Here is a 15,127-nt window from a genome sequence, read left to right as displayed (position 1 = left end):
GCAACTTCATCAATGAAAATGACGTAAAAAGAGTTTCTATTCCACTACAGATTAAAATATCAATAAATATGAACTATAACTAAAGAAGTAGAAGGAACTTATCTCGACTATGCCAGAAAGCAAAAAAATTAACTCACTCGCTTTTAGACAAGCTAAAACTGTTTTCCTAGTATCGGTAATTCTGGGGATATGCTTTAGCTTCTATCATATTTTGGTGGATCTCCATCAGGAGCAAAAGCGCATCGAAGAACACTATCAATTTAAGCTATTGCAAAATTATTCTAATGCAAGCCAATCTGCGTATCACTTAAACCAACTACTCGCAGAACAAGTGGCGTCTAGCTTGATGATGGATAATGCTATCTACAAAGTTCAAATTATTGATGACTTTGGGGATACGCTGACGGAGCGGGAAAAAAACATTTCCCAGCAAGGTGATTTTACCGAGGCACTTTCGAGTTACTTAACTCCAACAACGCCTATTTATCAAACAGACCTTCACCAACCTAATTCTCATGTCGTAGTGGGTACCTTAAGCTTTTCGGTGAACGGCGCGTATATCGCCAAAGATTTTATCGCTAAAACAACCCAGATCTTGCTGTTTGACCTGTTCCGAAACATCCTGCTGACGTCCATCTTATTGATGTTTTTCTATCAAAAACTGTCAAAACCATTGGTGACTCTTATTGAGTGGGTACGTTCGCTGCAGAATAAGGACAAGGACAGTGTTCTCCCTCCTCCTACACTCTATCGCGATGATGAACTCGGCCACTTAGCACAAACCTTTGATACTCTATGGAAAGATAGAGAAGCGGCAGAGGTTCAGCTCAATCAGCTTGCTTATTATGACTCCTTAACAGGCCTAGCAAACCGCAGCCTGATGCTACAAATGCTGGAAGATGAAATCATACACGCCAACAAGGACAATCAAGCTGGGGCACTCTTTTACCTCGATTTAGACCGCTTCAAAACCATCAACGATTCACTTGGGCATACCATTGGTGATCATTTAATCAAGGCGATTTCAATGCGAATTGAAGCGTGGCTACAAGAGGAGTTCACCGCAGCTCGAATCGGTGGTGATGAGTTTGCCATACTGCTTCCTCACACATCAGTAGATAAAGCCCATGAACTTGCTCAGCAGCTACTGGCTCTGATTTCCAACCCCTACTCAATCGACGACCACCAACTGTATTGCACGGTCAGTGTCGGGATCGCCGTTTTCCCTTCGGTTGGCGGCACCAATATTGATGTGCTTCGCCAAGCAGACACCGCTCTCTATCGAGCCAAAGTGGCAGGTCGCAACAAATACATGTTCTATGAACCTGAGATGCAGGCTCAAGTAGAGTCATTCTTAGAAATAGAGAAAGGACTGCATGAAGCGATTAATAAAGGTCAGCTTGAGCTCTACTACCAGCCTCAAGTGGACGACAAGCATCATATTATTGGTGTCGAAGCGCTAATTCGCTGGAACCATCCAGAAAAAGGGCTACTGCCACCCGGGGTCTTCATGCCTATTGCTGAGGAAACAGGACAAATATTGCAAATCGGTAACTGGATAATTGAGCAGGCATGTTATCAGTACGCCAACTGGAAGAGGCTCAACCTGCTACCAGACACATTTCGCCGCTTGGCGATCAATATCAGTCCGTTGCAGTTTTCTCAAAGTGCGTTTGTTGAACATATCGTCGACTCTATGGCGCAAGCAGGTATTAGTGGAGAGCATATTGAACTCGAAATTACCGAAAACTTGCTGTTAGAGAATGTGGAAGGCACAGTACAAAAGATGAAGGAGCTCAAGCAGCATAACCTCAAGACCTCAATTGATGACTTTGGTACTGGCTACTCTTCACTGCGTTACCTCAAACACCTTTCGGTCGATGTATTAAAAATCGATCGCTCTTTCGTTACTCAGCTTCATTTAGATGAGAGTGACCAAGCAATCGTAGACACCATCATTATGACGGCAAAAAGACTCAACCTAGAAGTAATAGCGGAAGGTGTCGAAGATGCCTACGAACTGCAGGCATTAAAACAACTCGGCTGTGACCAGTTCCAAGGCTACTTATTTGATAAGCCGCTTCCAGTTACCGAGTTGGCTCAACGTTTTGAAAAGAACTTCTACCCTGTTGACGAACCTACCGTCATTAAAGCGGTACAAAAGTAGTCTAGAAAAAGATATAGCTCATGATAATCGCATCTTCTTTGCCCGTCGTCGTGGGGTAATAGTTGATACGTCGATCGACTTCATTAAAGCCGATTGCTTCATACAAGGCTGACGCGCGAGTATTGCTTTCTCTGACTTCAAGCCACGCACTCTCTGCTTTGGCCTGCTCACACATATCGAGAAATCCCTCAATTAGCTGCTTACCATAACCTTTACCCTGCAAATGCGGATCAACAGCGATATTAAGTAAGGTTACCTCACCCACGATGTTCTGCGCGTAGAAATATCCTACAACCTTATCATCCTGCAGTAAGACATGGTGGCTCGCACCTCGGCTATTGATATCGCGAATCAGAGTTTCTGACCAAGGGTGACTATGCGCTGCACGTTCAATACGTAACACACAGTCTAAATGGATATTATCTAATGGAAGAATTGAGTTTTTCATTTTTGGTATGAACAAATTTGTTGCCAAAGAGCACGACGTTGCTCGTTGTTGCCATCAATATCGCTAAGCAGAGGAGACGTTAGCACCTGACCTGAAGCTTGCGATGGTGCGTCACAGCCAGCGAACCATACCCACCCCGTGAAAGGCTGTTCCAGTTGAGAAAGCTGTTCTGGGTAAATATGTAACGCCTGCGACAAGTCCAATTTGATGCTTTTCAAGACCCGTTCGAACATTAAAGCTGTCTCTTTTTTCGGATATTGAGGAGAAACCAGTAAAAGTTGACAAGACTCTTGCAATACTAAATTAGGCGATTGATAGCCTTGCAATCTTTCTGGGTGGCTCAGTTGATAATACTGAATCCCCATTTCTTGTAAATACTGTATCTCGTGGTGTGGCATAAGGAGTCGTCACTAAGTTAAACGAGGCAATCCTAACATAAAACGCAGAGGTAACATGAAACAAATCATCACTATTTTACTGTCATCACTGGTTCTATTTTTTGCTCCGCACAGTTTCGCTAAAGAGGCCGATGGCTGGGTATTAATCAGCGATAAAGTGGTTAACTATAAAGCAGAAACCGATACCGTTGAGCCTTTGGCTTATATCAGTGAGCGCAACTTCAGCAAGTTAAAAATTAAAGTTGTTCAAGGCACAGTAAACCTAAAAGAGTTGGTTGTTACCATGTCTGATGGTAGCACTAAAGAGCTGAAAACAATGGGTACATTAACCAAGGGCATGTCAACTCGCACTTGGACTTTACCTGGTGATGAAAAAGCTAAGTTCAAAAAACTCGACATGACTTATGACAGCTGGGGCAGCACCACACTCAGCGCCGTCGGCTTAAGCAAAAAAGCAAAAATTGAAGTGTGGGGTAAAAAGCGCACTGGCGAAGAATAACGATTTGCCAATAGAAAAAGCCACCTAGTCAGGTGGCTTTTTTAATCAACATTGGCGCTTATCTTAGAAGCTCGCTTTCACTGCTGCTGCAATCTTCAGTGCTGAGGCTTGAACAAGCTCACCATCTTGCCCTTCGACCATTACGCGAATCAGAGGCTCTGTACCAGACTTACGCAATAGCACTCGGCCTTTATCACCAAGATCCGCTTCAACTTCTGCTGTTGCTTGTTTTACCGCATCAGCTTCAAGTGGGTTCGAGTCACCTTCGAAACGAACATTTTCAAGTACCTGTGGGTATAGCGTCATGCCTTGTGATAGGTCATGTAGTGACATATCGCTGCCCACAACGGAAGCGAGTACTTGCAGCGCTGCCACAATCGCATCACCAGTCGTCACTTTATCTAATAGGATCACGTGACCAGAGTTCTCAGCACCGATCTTCCAACCTTTCGCAAGCAGTTGTTCCATCACATAACGGTCACCAACAGCGGCACGAACAAATGGAATACCCAGCTGCTTAAGACCGTTTTCCATACCTAGATTAGTCATCAATGTGCCAACGACACCGCCTTTTAGCTCACCACGACGTAGCGCGTCACGCGCGATAATATAAGCAATTTGGTCACCATCAACCTTATTACCTAGATGATCAACCATGATGATTCGGTCACCATCACCATCGAAAGCAAGACCAAGAGCTGCACCTTCTTCAACAACACGTTTTTGTAGCGCACGAACATCTGTCGCGCCAACTTCATGGTTGATGTTAGTACCATTTGGGTCAATACCCATGGCAACCACTTCTGCGCCGAGTTCGCTAAATACCGCAGGAGCGATGTGATAGGTCGCACCGTGCGCACAATCGACTACGATTTTTTGACCAGCTAAGCTTAACTCTGTTGGGAAAGTACTCTTACAGAATTCAATATAACGTCCAGCAGCATCATTAAGTCGAGTCGCTTTACCAAGTAAGGATGACTCTACACATTCAATATCTTTATCCAGTTCAGCTTCAATCGCTAACTCGATGTCATCCGGCAGTTTAGTGCCTTCAGATGAGAAGAACTTGATGCCGTTATCGTAATAAGGGTTGTGTGATGCAGAGATAACAATGCCAGCTTCAGCACGGAATGTCTGTGTCAAGTAAGCAACAGCAGGCGTTGGCATTGGGCCCGTAAAAGTTGCTTTCAAACCGGCAGCCGCAAGTCCGGCTTCTAACGCAGACTCAAGCATATAGCCTGAAATGCGGGTATCTTTACCAATGATCACTTTCTTAGTGCCCTGCTTAGCCAGTACGCGGCCTGCGGCCCAACCTAGCTTCAAGACAAAGTCAGGAGTAATAGGGTATTGGCCTACTTTGCCACGGACACCATCGGTACCAAAATAACGTCTCTTATCTGACATAGTTATTCCTTTATATTTTTTATAACTCTCAATGGTTCGCTTTGACCATTGAGACAATTTTCATAGCATCAAGCGTTTGTTCAAAGTCATGAACACGAATAATTTGTGCGCCCTTCATCGCTGCAATCGTTGCGCAGCTGACACTCGCAGCGACACACTCTGCAGGGGCTTTTTCAAGTAACTTAAACAGCATCGATTTACGCGACATACCGGCAAGAATGGGTAAGCCAAACTGATGAAAAGCATCCAAATGTGCCAGCATATGATAGTTGTGATCCATCGTTTTGCCAAAACCAAAACCGGGATCGAGAATGAGCTGCTCTCGTTGAATGCCAACTTTCTCGCAGGCCTCAATTCGCTCTTGCAAAAACTCCCCGACTTCTTTGACTAAGTCTTCATAGTGCGGGTTTGCTTGCATTGTGCGAGGTTGACCTTGCATATGCATTAAACAAATCGGTAAACCAGCTTGCGCTGCAACGTCTAATGCCCCCGGCTCTTGCAGTGCACGAACGTCATTAATGATATCAGCACCTGCTGCTGCTGCTTGACGCATCACCTCAGCCTTGCTGGTATCAATCGAAATCCACACATCACAATGTTGGCGAATAGCAGTAATAACTGGAATAACACGTTGTAGCTCTTGTTCCAATGTCACATCTGGGGCACCAGGACGCGTCGATTCACCACCGATATCGATAATGGTAACGCCCGCTTCAATCATACGTTTGGCCTGAGTTAACGCATTATCTAATGTGTCAAACTTCCCGCCATCAGAAAATGAATCAGGTGTAACGTTAAGAATCCCCATCACTTGGGGCTTGGATAAATCGAGGGACTTATTATTGGCTTTCAAGATCATAATAAATGCAAAAACCCCGAGTTTCCCCGGGGTTTGGTCTTAAAGTGTGAATTACTCAGAGTCTTTTTTCTCTGGCGCTTCAGTAGTCGTTTCCTCAGAAGCTACTTTCTCTTCTGCTGACTTATCAGCAGCCTGTTCTACAGGCGCCTCTTCAGCTTTCACTTCTGGCTTTTCTTCAGGTTTGTTGGCGTTATCGCCCCAACCTGCTGGTTCACGAATATCGTCTTTACGCTCCATCAGGTCATCAATTTGACCAGCATCGATCGTTTCGTACTTCATCAACGCATCTTTCATTGCGTGCATGATATCCATGTTTTCTTCAAGGATCTGTTTAGCACGAGTGTAGTTGCGGTCGATGATTTTACGAATTTCAGTATCGATTAGCTTCGCAGTGTCATCAGACATATGTTTAGTCTGTGTAACGCTACGACCAAGGAACACTTCACCTTCTTCTTCTGCGTAAAGAAGAGGACCAAGCTTTTCAGAGAAGCCCCACTGAGTCACCATCTTACGTGCAATATCAGTCGCACGTTCGATATCGTTCGAAGCACCCGTTGATACTTTGTCCGCACCGTAGATTAGCTCTTCAGCAAGACGACCACCGTATAGGCTTGAAACCATAGACTCAAGGTGTTGACGAGACATACTGACGCGATCTTGTTCTGGTAGATACATAGTCACACCTAACGCTCGGCCGCGTGGAATGATCGATACCTTGTACACTGGATCGTGTTCCGGAACGAGTCGACCAACAATCGCGTGACCCGCTTCGTGGTACGCGGTTGACTCTTTAGTCTCTTCAGACATCACCATTGAACGGCGCTCAGCACCCATCATGATCTTGTCTTTTGCCAATTCAAACTCAACCATAGATACGTTGCGCTTGTTACCGCGAGCAGCAAACAGTGCTGCTTCGTTAACTAAGTTAGCAAGGTCTGCACCAGAGAAGCCTGGAGTACCACGTGCGATTAGAGATGGCTCTACGTCACCTGAAAGAGGGACTTTACGCATGTGTACTTTAAGAATCTGCTCACGACCACGTACGTCTGGTAGACCAACCACCACTTGGCGGTCAAAACGGCCCGGACGCAATAACGCAGGGTCAAGTACGTCAGGACGGTTAGTCGCGGCGATAACGATAATACCTTCGTTACCTTCGAAACCATCCATTTCAACCAGCATTTGGTTAAGTGTTTGTTCACGTTCATCGTGACCACCACCAACACCAGCGCCACGCTGACGACCTACCGCATCGATTTCATCGATGAAGATAATACAAGGTGCCGCTTTCTTCGCTTGTTCGAACATGTCACGCACACGAGATGCACCAACACCAACAAACATTTCAACGAAGTCAGAACCTGAAATAGTAAAGAACGGTACTTTCGCTTCACCTGCAATCGCTTTTGCAAGTAGCGTTTTACCTGTACCAGGAGGACCAACCATTAGAACACCCGTTGGAATCTTACCGCCCAGTTTCTGGAAGCGGCTTGGATCACGTAGGTAATCTACTAGCTCTTTTACATCTTCTTTTGCTTCATCACAGCCTGCAACATCTGCAAAAGTGGTCTTAATTTGTTCCTCGCTCATCATTCGAGCTTTGCTCTTACCGAAAGACATAGCGCCTTTACCGCCACCGCCTTGCATTTGACGCATGAAGAAAATCCATACACCAATCAGTAAGATCATCGGGAACCAAGAAATAAAGATAGTACCTAGTAGGCTTTGCTCTTCTGGAGGTGTGCCTTGTACTTTCACATTTTGGTTAATTAGGTCATCAAGGAGCTTTTGGTCGTAGACTGGCATGTAAGTAACATAACGCGCGCCGCCGCCACGACGAGTGAAACTAATCTCACCGTCTTTAAAAGTTGCTTCCTGAATCTGGCCTTGGCCAACTTCCTGTACAAACGTGGTGTAATCCACCGCTCTGCCATTGCTCTCTCCAGGGCCAAAGCTCTGGAAAACCGACATCAATACGACAGCGATAACAAGCCACAGAATTAAATTTTTTGCCATGTCACTCAAGGTGTCAGCCTCTCGATAACTAATTGTAATTAAAGGTAGGGTACTACAGTTTATAACCTGTAGCTATAGTGTTAACCTGCCCGCGAAGGAGCAAATAGTTAACCTTTGTAACCAGTGGCTACAACAAAGACTTCTCGTGAGCGCGCTCGCGATGAGTCAGGTTTTCTGATTTTTACGACTTTAAACATATCTCGGATATCTTTGACAAACTGATCAAAGCCTTCACCCTGGAAAACCTTTACAACAAAGCTACCATTAGGTGCTAGAACTTGTCGACACATATCTAAAGCCAATTCAACTAAATACATAGCGCGCGGCTGGTCTACAGAGTTATTACCTGCGATGTTTGGTGCCATATCCGACATTACCACGTCCACCATTGAAGGTTGGATACGCTTAAGTAATGCTTCCAGTACCGCATCATCACGGAAATCACCTTGTAAGAAGCTTACGCCAGCGATTGGATCCATTGGAAGTAGGTCACATGCAATAATCTGCCCTTCTTCACCTATTATCTTAGCAGCATATTGAGACCAACCACCCGGTGCTGCACCAAGATCGACAACAGTCATACCCGGTTTTAGCAATTTATCCTTGGTTTGGATCTCTTCAATCTTGAAGTAAGCGCGTGAACGATAGCCTTTTTTTCTCGCTTCGTTGGCGTACTTATCATCAAAATGCTCTTTCAACCAGCGACCAGAACTGGCCGAGTGTTTCTGTTTACTCATTGGTATCCTAATAGATAGAGGGAACAACTAACCCAATAAATTATAGTCTTCAGGGTTAGATGGCGTTAAAATGGTATTTTTCAACCCTTATATTAAAGAAAATTGGCCGCGTAATGAACTTAAGCACTAAACAAAAGCAGCATCTAAAAGGCCTAGCGCACAGTCTAAAACCTGTTGTGCTTATGGGCGCTAACGGACTAACTGAAGCTGTTCTAGCGGAAATCGAAATTGCTCTTAACCACCACGAGCTGATCAAAGTGAAAGTTGCATCTGAAGACCGCGACACTAAAAACTTGATCATTGAAGCTATCGTTCGTGAAACTGGCGCTGAAAAAGTACAAGTAATTGGTAAAACGCTTGTGCTATTCCGTCAAAGCAAAGAGCGTAAAATCGAATTGCCTCGTAAGTAATCTTACGTCAATCGGCAATAAAAAAGGTCGCAGCTGCGACCTTTTTTGATATTTGTGCAATAGAAATTGCTCGCTTAGAGATACTCTACGCGATCAATTTCAAAATCGCGATCACCACCCGGAGTAGAAATAACGACTTCGTCACCTTCCATCTTACCGATTAGACCACGTGCGATTGGCGAGCTTACCGAAATACGACCGGCTTTAATATTCGCTTCGTCATCACCAACAATCTGGTAGGTTTTCTCTTCTTCAGTATCGCAGTCAATCAAAGTCACTGTTGAGCCGAAGATTACTTTGCCTGAATTATCCATTTTAGTGACGTCAATCACTTGAGCCACAGACAGTTTGTATTCGATATCACGAATCTGCGCTTCACAGATGCCTTGCTCTTCACGAGCAGCGTGGTATTCAGCGTTCTCTTTTAGATCGCCAAGTTCACGGGCTTCTGCAATTGCTTCAGAAATCTGTGGACGAAGTTTTAATAAACGGTCTAATTCTACACGTAGCTGCTGTTCGCCACGTAGTGTCATTGGGACTTTTTCCATTATGTACCTCTTTGCCAAAGCACTCTTTGGACAAAACAAAACTACCTAATCCAATGGACTAGGTAGTGTGTTAACTAACAATTTCTTCTAGTGTAAACAAACTTGGCAACTAAATCACCTTAAATCAACCACGGCCCCAAAAGTGAGATCGGTGCCAAATTAACCAGCACTGTAAAAAACTTCAAAAAACTCTCACTCAAGCATCATTGAATAAAAAAAACTAAAACTATTTCTAATCCGAATTTAATTAGAAAACCCATCAAACACTTAAAAAACAATAACTTGATATTTTTTTACCACAAATAAAACAGTGTTCATAATCGCCTTTTATATCGTTTTACTACCCCACCGTGGAACTTTAGCGTTAAAACATTGTGCAGCGATTGCTCATCGAGAATCATGGATGCTTCATAATTTTGACATAAGTCTCACATATGAACATTGATTCACGAGTGTAATAAGTAGAGGATAACCCCCACGTGAGTTATCACTCGCAAAAACAACTATTTATGGACAGTAAATTAGGACTAATAAGATGAACAAAACTCTGATTGCTCTAGCAGTTTCAGCTGCAGCAGTGGCAACTGGCGCACACGCGGCAGATGGTAAGCAAGCTGGCGGTATCGAAGGTACTTCAGTATACAGCTCAAACGGCAACTCTCTAGAGATCGGTGGTCGTGCTGAAGCTCGTCTATCTCTTAAAGATGGCAAAGCACAAGACAACACTCGTGTACGTCTAAACTTCCTAGGTAAGACTCAAATCACTGACGGCCTATACGGTGTTGGTTTCTACGAAGCTGAATACAACGCAAATGACAACTCTGCAACTAGCCAGAATGACATTGACCACCGTTACACTTACGCTGGTATCGGCGGTGACTTCGGCGAAGTAACTTACGGTAAAAACGACGGCGCACTAGGCGTTATCACTGACTTTACCGATATCATGTCTTACCACGGCAACTCTGCTGCAGACAAAATTTCTGTTGCTGACCGTACAGACAACATGATTTCTTACAAAGGCCAATTTGCTGACCTAGGTCTAAAAGCAAGCTACCGCTTTGCTGACCGTGAAGACAACGTAGTTACTGGCGGTTACACTGATAACAAGCAAGATGGCTACTCTCTATCTGCAATCTACGCTCTAGGTGACACTGGCCTTAAACTTGGTGGTGGTTACGCTGATCAAGACGAGCAAAACGAATACATGCTTGCAGCATCTTACCGTATTAGCGACCTATATTTCGCTGGTGTATTCACAGACGGTGAAAAAGCGAAAGACAACGGCGACTACACTGGTTACGAATTCGCAACTGCGTACACGCTAGAGAAGACAGTATTCACAGCAACATACAACAACGCTGAAACTGATGGCGAAACATCAGCAGACAACGTTGCAATCGATGCGACTTACTACTTCAAGCCTAACTTCCGTACTTACATCTCGTACAACTTCAACCTAATCGGTGAAGGCGACGCGATGGGTCAACTTGGTGCAGGCAACGGCACAGCATCTAAAGCAGACGCTGAAGACGAGCTAGCTATCGGTCTACGCTACGACTTCTAATTTATGGCTTAATGTCATGAATCTAAGACGCCCGCTCTATAGCGGGCGTTTTTTTTACTCGCTATACTGAACTTTCTCGACTCAATCGTGGCTCTTTAACTATGCGATACTCCTTACAGCAACTCTCTCTCGCCCTCTTGACGGTTATTCTACCTACCTTAGCCGTAGCGTCTTCGTATTCTCCACTCAACGAATTGCCTCAAGGCAGTCGCGCAGCGCTTAAAGTGCAAGGACTCTCGAACAATCAAAGCTATGTCGCGACCGACAATCAGAGTCAGCTTTTTCCACCAGCCAGCACCCTAAAAATCGTTACCGCTTTAGCTGCAAAATTAGAGCTTGGCGATGAGTTCCACTATCAAACCAGTATCGACAAATCAGGCAATGACATCGTTATTCGCTTTAGTGGCGATCCAACCTTAACCACCAAAGATCTCAAGCAATTACTCACCACAATGCGCGATGGTGGCGTAAAGACAATCAAAGGCGATTTGTGGTTAGACAATAGCGCGTTTACTGGCTATGACCGTGCAGTCGGTTGGCCGTGGGATATCCTTGGCGTCTGTTATAGCGCACCTGCGAGTGCCATTACGCTCGATGATAACTGCGTACAAGCGTCGATTTATACTCAGGATGATGGCAAAACCCGCGTTTACGTACCGGAGCATCAACCTATTTATGTCACGACGCAAGCTGCCACTGTCTCTAAAAATGAGCAAGAGAGCCTGCAGTGTGATTTAGAGTTACTCACCTCTCCGGACAATCACTATCAACTGAAAGGATGTCTACAGCAACGCAGTAAGCCATTACCACTGAAGTTTGCCGTGCAAGATCCTTCTCTCTATACCCAGCGCGTTGTTCATACACTGCTTTCTCAACTGAATATTGATCTCAAGGGCAGTATTAAAGTCGGCTCTGCCAATCAATCAGGCAAGCAGTTAGCGATTCACAGCTCAAAAGCGCTCCCAGAGCTACTCGAAGTGATGTTACGTAAATCCGATAACTTAATTGCCGATAACCTAACCAAAACCATTGGCGCTAAGTTTTATATCCAACCAGGCAGCTTTGGTAATGGTACACAAGCAATTAAACAGGTCTTATTTGCTAAAACAGGGATTGATATCGAACATACACCACTAGCAGATGGCTCTGGCTTATCGCGCAATAACCGCTTCACTAGTCAAAATATGGCTGCGGTATTGCGTTATATTTGGCAACATGATGACGAGCTAAATCTAATTTCATTAATGCCAACGTCAGGCACAAACGGCACACTGAAATACCGCCGCAGTATGCGTAAAGCGCCGGTTAAAGGTGAGATCACCGCCAAAAGTGGTTCTCTGTATGGCAGTTCAAATATGGCAGGATTTGGTTTAGATAAATCAGGTAAGCCGAGCACACTGTTCGTTCAGTTTGTCGCTGACTATCATCCCCCTAAAGTAAAAAGCGACAGTAAACCTACCGTCGCTCCAATTACTCAGTTTGAAACTCTGTTCTATCAAGATGTAGTGAACTTCAGTCAGGCAATGCCTAAGAAGTAATTTACTACCGAGAAATAGATCCACATACCTGAGATATCAACAATTGACGCTAACACTGGACTCACGAGAACCGCTGGGTCCAGTTTAAATGCTCTGGCTAAAATAGGCAGCAAACCACCTAGCGTAGTCGACATGGTCACTTGGATAAACAGCGCCACCGCAATCGCTAATGCAATAAGGTTAAGGTCAAAGCCTCCAGTAGTACTGGCATCACTAAAGAGTAAGATGCGGCCAACAATCACCAACGAGATGGCTAATGCCAAACACAAAGCTACTCGGCTCTCTTTCCAAAATACCGCTAACCATTGGCGTTTTCGTAGCTCCCCAGTTGCAAGGGCTCGAATAACCAAGGTCGCCGCCTGAGTGCCGGTATTTCCCCCTGCTGCCGCAATCACTGGCATGTAAATAGCCAAAAGCACAAGCTGACTCAAGGTGTCTTCATACTGGGAAATAATCAGCCCGGATACTATCCCTAGCAGCGCTAAAGCAATAATCCAACCAATGCGCTGCTTAACATGCTCAATCACCGAGGTATCAAGATAGCTGCTTGGTGTCTCTACTTCAGAATGGATGAAACCAAGCTGGTGAGCATAATGTCGCGCTAACTTGTCATATCCTTCCACTTCTAACGCTGAAATCAACTGCTGCACATAACCGATAGAACAGTGGTGAAGTATAGCTACTGCTTCTTCAACAGGCATTACCGTTAATAGGTGGACTTGTTGAGTTTGCTCATAACGCAAGAATGCATTGCGAGCTGCCCCAATCTCTTCGTTGGAAAAGTGAGGTGTATTTTCAATGTAAGTATTGCTCATTACCGTCATGGCGAATCTCCCGATTGGCAATAGGTAACGACCATCAAACACAGCGATATATCGGAACAAAACAAGCCGACATCACCTGCTATATACGCAAGTGAGGATACTGTGTTGATTCTAGAATTTAGAGGAGAAAAACGTGAGGATGCTATATCGAAAGAAAAGATGCTCTACCACTAAGGTAGAGGCGTGAGACAACAATACCGAAGTGGATTATTTTTCCCCTTTCATACTAGGAGGATGGTCGATATTGTTCATAAAAGTCTCCGAATAAACTGCTGTAATAGCAGCGCGGGCATAGTAACAAAACCAAAACAAAAAATCAGTCACTTTAGGCAAAAAAAGCACAACATTTGAGCGACTTATAAGTCGAATGGCACGTATAAAAAAAGCGCCTAATTAGGCGCTTTCAATAACAGTCAGTTTGATGACTTCATCACCGATTACTTGATAGTAATACGAGCAAACTTACGCTTACCAACTTGGAATACGTAGGTACCCGCATCTGGTGCAAATTTAGAATCTGCAACCTTCTCACCATCAATCTTTGCAGCGCCCTGCTTAACCATGCGCATCGCTTCTGAAGTAGACGCACATAGGCCTGCTTCCTTAAGGATATTGCTCACTGGAAGACCTGCATCGAAATCAAACTCTGGCATTTCGTCAGGGATTTGGTTCTTAGCAAAACGGTTTACAAACTCTTGCTCTGCAGCATCAGCGTCCGCTTCAGTGTGGAAACGTGCGATGATCTCTTTTGCTAGGGCAACTTTCACATCACGTGGGTTTTTACCCGCTTCAACACCGGCTTTAAGCTCAGCGATCTCTTCAAGAGGACGGAAAGAAAGCAGCTCGTAGTAGCTCCACATAAGATCGTCTGAAATAGACATAATCTTACCGAACATTTCGCTCGGTGCTTCGCTCACACCAATGTAGTTGTGCGCAGACTTTGACATCTTCTTCTCGCCATCAAGGCCAACAAGAAGTGGCATTGTCAAAACTACCTGAGGTTTTTGACCATGCGCTTTTTGCAACTCACGACCCATCAGTAGGTTGAACTTCTGGTCAGTACCGCCAAGCTCAACGTCCGTTTCCATTGCTACTGAGTCATAACCTTGTAGGAGTGGATACATAAACTCGTGGATAGCAATTGGCTGGCCGCCAGTGTAACGCTTTTTAAAGTCATCACGCTCAAGCATACGAGCAACCGTCTGGTTAGCAGCAAGGCGAATCATGCCTTCAGCACCAAGTTCAGATAGCCACTCAGAGTTAAATTGAATCTTAGTCTTTGCTGGATCAAGAATCTTGAACACCTGCTCTTTATACGTTTCAGCGTTACGCAGAACGTCTTCACGAGTCAGTGGTGGACGAGTCGTGTTCTTACCAGTTGGATCACCAACCATGCCAGTAAAGTCACCGATTAGGAACGTCACATCATGACCTAGCTCTTGAAAAGCACGTAGCTTGTTCAAAATAACTGTATGACCTAGGTGAATATCAGGGGCAGTTGGATCAGCACCTAATTTGATGCGAAGAGGACGACCCTCTTTCAATTTAGCAATCAGTTCTTCTTCTGGAATTAATTCGTCAACACCGCGCTTAATCTCGGCTAGTGCAGCTTCAATGCTCGCCATTCTTGTTCACTCCCACAGATTTGGCAAAAATTTGTTAGTTTGCCATCTTACTTGAATAGCGATGCTTTTTGAAACCAGTTAGACTAA

Annotated in this window: 14 protein-coding genes; 5 read left to right on the top strand and 9 right to left on the bottom strand. The window is 44.7% G+C overall.

The genetic code is table 11. The features are described from left to right. Nucleotides 1–109: 109 nt before the first annotated feature. Nucleotides 110–2,167: a bifunctional diguanylate cyclase/phosphodiesterase gene (locus VIA_RS01770; protein ID WP_004410180.1), complete on the top strand. Its 2,058-nt coding sequence runs from the start codon at nucleotides 110–112 to the stop codon at nucleotides 2,165–2,167. Between the two features lies 1 nt (nucleotide 2,168). Here VIA_RS01770 and rimI read toward each other — a convergent pair whose 3' ends face one another. Then, complete coding sequence (gene rimI / locus VIA_RS01765) at nucleotides 2,169–2,615, bottom strand: ribosomal protein S18-alanine N-acetyltransferase (RefSeq protein ID WP_004410178.1); 447 nt, start codon at nucleotides 2,613–2,615, stop codon at nucleotides 2,169–2,171. Next, on the bottom strand, nucleotides 2,612–3,013 hold the full coding sequence (locus tag VIA_RS01760) for a DNA polymerase III subunit psi (RefSeq protein WP_038211373.1): 402 nt from the start codon (nucleotides 3,011–3,013) through the stop codon (nucleotides 2,612–2,614). Before VIA_RS01760 ends, rimI begins: the two co-directional genes overlap by 4 nt. A gap of 55 nt (nucleotides 3,014–3,068) precedes the next feature. Between VIA_RS01760 and VIA_RS01755 the strand changes: the two genes are divergently transcribed. After that, entirely contained in the window at nucleotides 3,069–3,512 is a 444-nt protein-coding gene (locus tag VIA_RS01755; RefSeq protein ID WP_004410164.1) for a hypothetical protein, read from the top strand. 63 nt (nucleotides 3,513–3,575) lie between these two features. Here the strand turns inward: VIA_RS01755 and glmM are convergent, their stop codons facing one another. The 4 genes from glmM to rlmE form a co-directional block, all read right to left on the bottom strand. Beyond that, nucleotides 3,576–4,916, bottom strand: coding sequence for a phosphoglucosamine mutase (gene glmM, locus VIA_RS01750; protein ID WP_004410162.1), 1,341 nt, complete (start codon nucleotides 4,914–4,916; stop codon nucleotides 3,576–3,578). 28 nt (nucleotides 4,917–4,944) lie between these two features. Continuing rightward, entirely contained in the window at nucleotides 4,945–5,775 is an 831-nt protein-coding gene (gene folP, locus VIA_RS01745; RefSeq protein WP_004410159.1) for a dihydropteroate synthase, read from the bottom strand. Nucleotides 5,776–5,826: 51 nt separating this feature from the next. Next, complete coding sequence (gene ftsH / locus VIA_RS01740; RefSeq protein ID WP_038211371.1) at nucleotides 5,827–7,791, bottom strand: ATP-dependent zinc metalloprotease FtsH; 1,965 nt, start codon at nucleotides 7,789–7,791, stop codon at nucleotides 5,827–5,829. 107 nt (nucleotides 7,792–7,898) lie between these two features. Next, nucleotides 7,899–8,528, bottom strand: a complete 630-nt coding sequence (gene rlmE, locus VIA_RS01735) for a 23S rRNA (uridine(2552)-2'-O)-methyltransferase RlmE (protein WP_004410155.1) — start codon at nucleotides 8,526–8,528, stop codon at nucleotides 7,899–7,901. Nucleotides 8,529–8,641: 113 nt separating this feature from the next. Here rlmE and yhbY point away from each other — a divergent pair, with 113 nt between their 5' ends. Next, complete coding sequence (yhbY, locus tag VIA_RS01730; protein WP_004417976.1) at nucleotides 8,642–8,938, top strand: ribosome assembly RNA-binding protein YhbY; 297 nt, start codon at nucleotides 8,642–8,644, stop codon at nucleotides 8,936–8,938. 74 nt (nucleotides 8,939–9,012) lie between these two features. Here the strand turns inward: yhbY and greA are convergent, their stop codons facing one another. Continuing rightward, entirely contained in the window at nucleotides 9,013–9,486 is a 474-nt protein-coding gene (greA, locus tag VIA_RS01725) for a transcription elongation factor GreA (protein ID WP_004410152.1), read from the bottom strand. Nucleotides 9,487–10,021: 535 nt separating this feature from the next. On the opposite strand from greA, the gene VIA_RS01720 reads away from it, so the two are divergent. Continuing rightward, nucleotides 10,022–11,053: a porin gene (locus tag VIA_RS01720; protein ID WP_004410150.1), complete on the top strand. Its 1,032-nt coding sequence runs from the start codon at nucleotides 10,022–10,024 to the stop codon at nucleotides 11,051–11,053. A 101-nt stretch (nucleotides 11,054–11,154) separates the two neighbouring features. Continuing rightward, entirely contained in the window at nucleotides 11,155–12,591 is a 1,437-nt protein-coding gene (gene dacB, locus VIA_RS01715; RefSeq protein ID WP_004410148.1) for a serine-type D-Ala-D-Ala carboxypeptidase, read from the top strand. Here the strand turns inward: dacB and VIA_RS01710 are convergent. Together VIA_RS01710 and tyrS are read right to left on the bottom strand one after the other, a co-directional pair. Beyond that, entirely contained in the window at nucleotides 12,570–13,415 is an 846-nt protein-coding gene (locus VIA_RS01710) for a magnesium transporter (RefSeq protein WP_004410145.1), read from the bottom strand. The two genes, dacB and VIA_RS01710, sit on opposite strands and share 22 nt — an antisense overlap. Nucleotides 13,416–13,852: 437 nt before the next feature. Continuing rightward, a complete protein-coding gene (tyrS, locus tag VIA_RS01705; protein ID WP_004410135.1) occupies nucleotides 13,853–15,040 on the bottom strand; it encodes a tyrosine--tRNA ligase in 1,188 nt (395 codons plus the stop codon). Nucleotides 15,041–15,127 lie beyond the last annotated feature (87 nt).

Origin of the sequence: Vibrio orientalis CIP 102891 = ATCC 33934 (genome assembly GCF_000176235.1) — a bacterium.
Lineage (GTDB): Bacteria > Pseudomonadota > Gammaproteobacteria > Enterobacterales > Vibrionaceae > Vibrio > Vibrio orientalis.
This window is presented reverse-complemented; position numbering and strand designations above follow the sequence as displayed.

Excerpts from the sequence above, each read along its gene's own strand:
- VIA_RS01770 (WP_004410180.1), top strand. The coding sequence starts at position 110 with ATGCCAGAAAGCAAAAAAATTAACTCACTCGCTTTTAGACAAGCTAAA.
- rimI (WP_004410178.1), bottom strand. The coding sequence starts at position 2,615 with ATGAAAAACTCAATTCTTCCATTAGATAATATCCATTTAGACTGTGTG.
- VIA_RS01760 (WP_038211373.1), bottom strand. The coding sequence starts at position 3,013 with ATGCCACACCACGAGATACAGTATTTACAAGAAATGGGGATTCAGTAT.
- VIA_RS01755 (WP_004410164.1), top strand. The coding sequence starts at position 3,069 with ATGAAACAAATCATCACTATTTTACTGTCATCACTGGTTCTATTTTTT.
- glmM (WP_004410162.1), bottom strand. The coding sequence starts at position 4,916 with ATGTCAGATAAGAGACGTTATTTTGGTACCGATGGTGTCCGTGGCAAA.
- folP (WP_004410159.1), bottom strand. The coding sequence starts at position 5,775 with ATGATCTTGAAAGCCAATAATAAGTCCCTCGATTTATCCAAGCCCCAA.
- ftsH (WP_038211371.1), bottom strand. The coding sequence starts at position 7,791 with ATGGCAAAAAATTTAATTCTGTGGCTTGTTATCGCTGTCGTATTGATG.
- rlmE (WP_004410155.1), bottom strand. The coding sequence starts at position 8,528 with ATGAGTAAACAGAAACACTCGGCCAGTTCTGGTCGCTGGTTGAAAGAG.
- yhbY (WP_004417976.1), top strand. The coding sequence starts at position 8,642 with ATGAACTTAAGCACTAAACAAAAGCAGCATCTAAAAGGCCTAGCGCAC.
- greA (WP_004410152.1), bottom strand. The coding sequence starts at position 9,486 with ATGGAAAAAGTCCCAATGACACTACGTGGCGAACAGCAGCTACGTGTA.
- VIA_RS01720 (WP_004410150.1), top strand. The coding sequence starts at position 10,022 with ATGAACAAAACTCTGATTGCTCTAGCAGTTTCAGCTGCAGCAGTGGCA.
- dacB (WP_004410148.1), top strand. The coding sequence starts at position 11,155 with ATGCGATACTCCTTACAGCAACTCTCTCTCGCCCTCTTGACGGTTATT.
- VIA_RS01710 (WP_004410145.1), bottom strand. The coding sequence starts at position 13,415 with ATGACGGTAATGAGCAATACTTACATTGAAAATACACCTCACTTTTCC.
- tyrS (WP_004410135.1), bottom strand. The coding sequence starts at position 15,040 with ATGGCGAGCATTGAAGCTGCACTAGCCGAGATTAAGCGCGGTGTTGAC.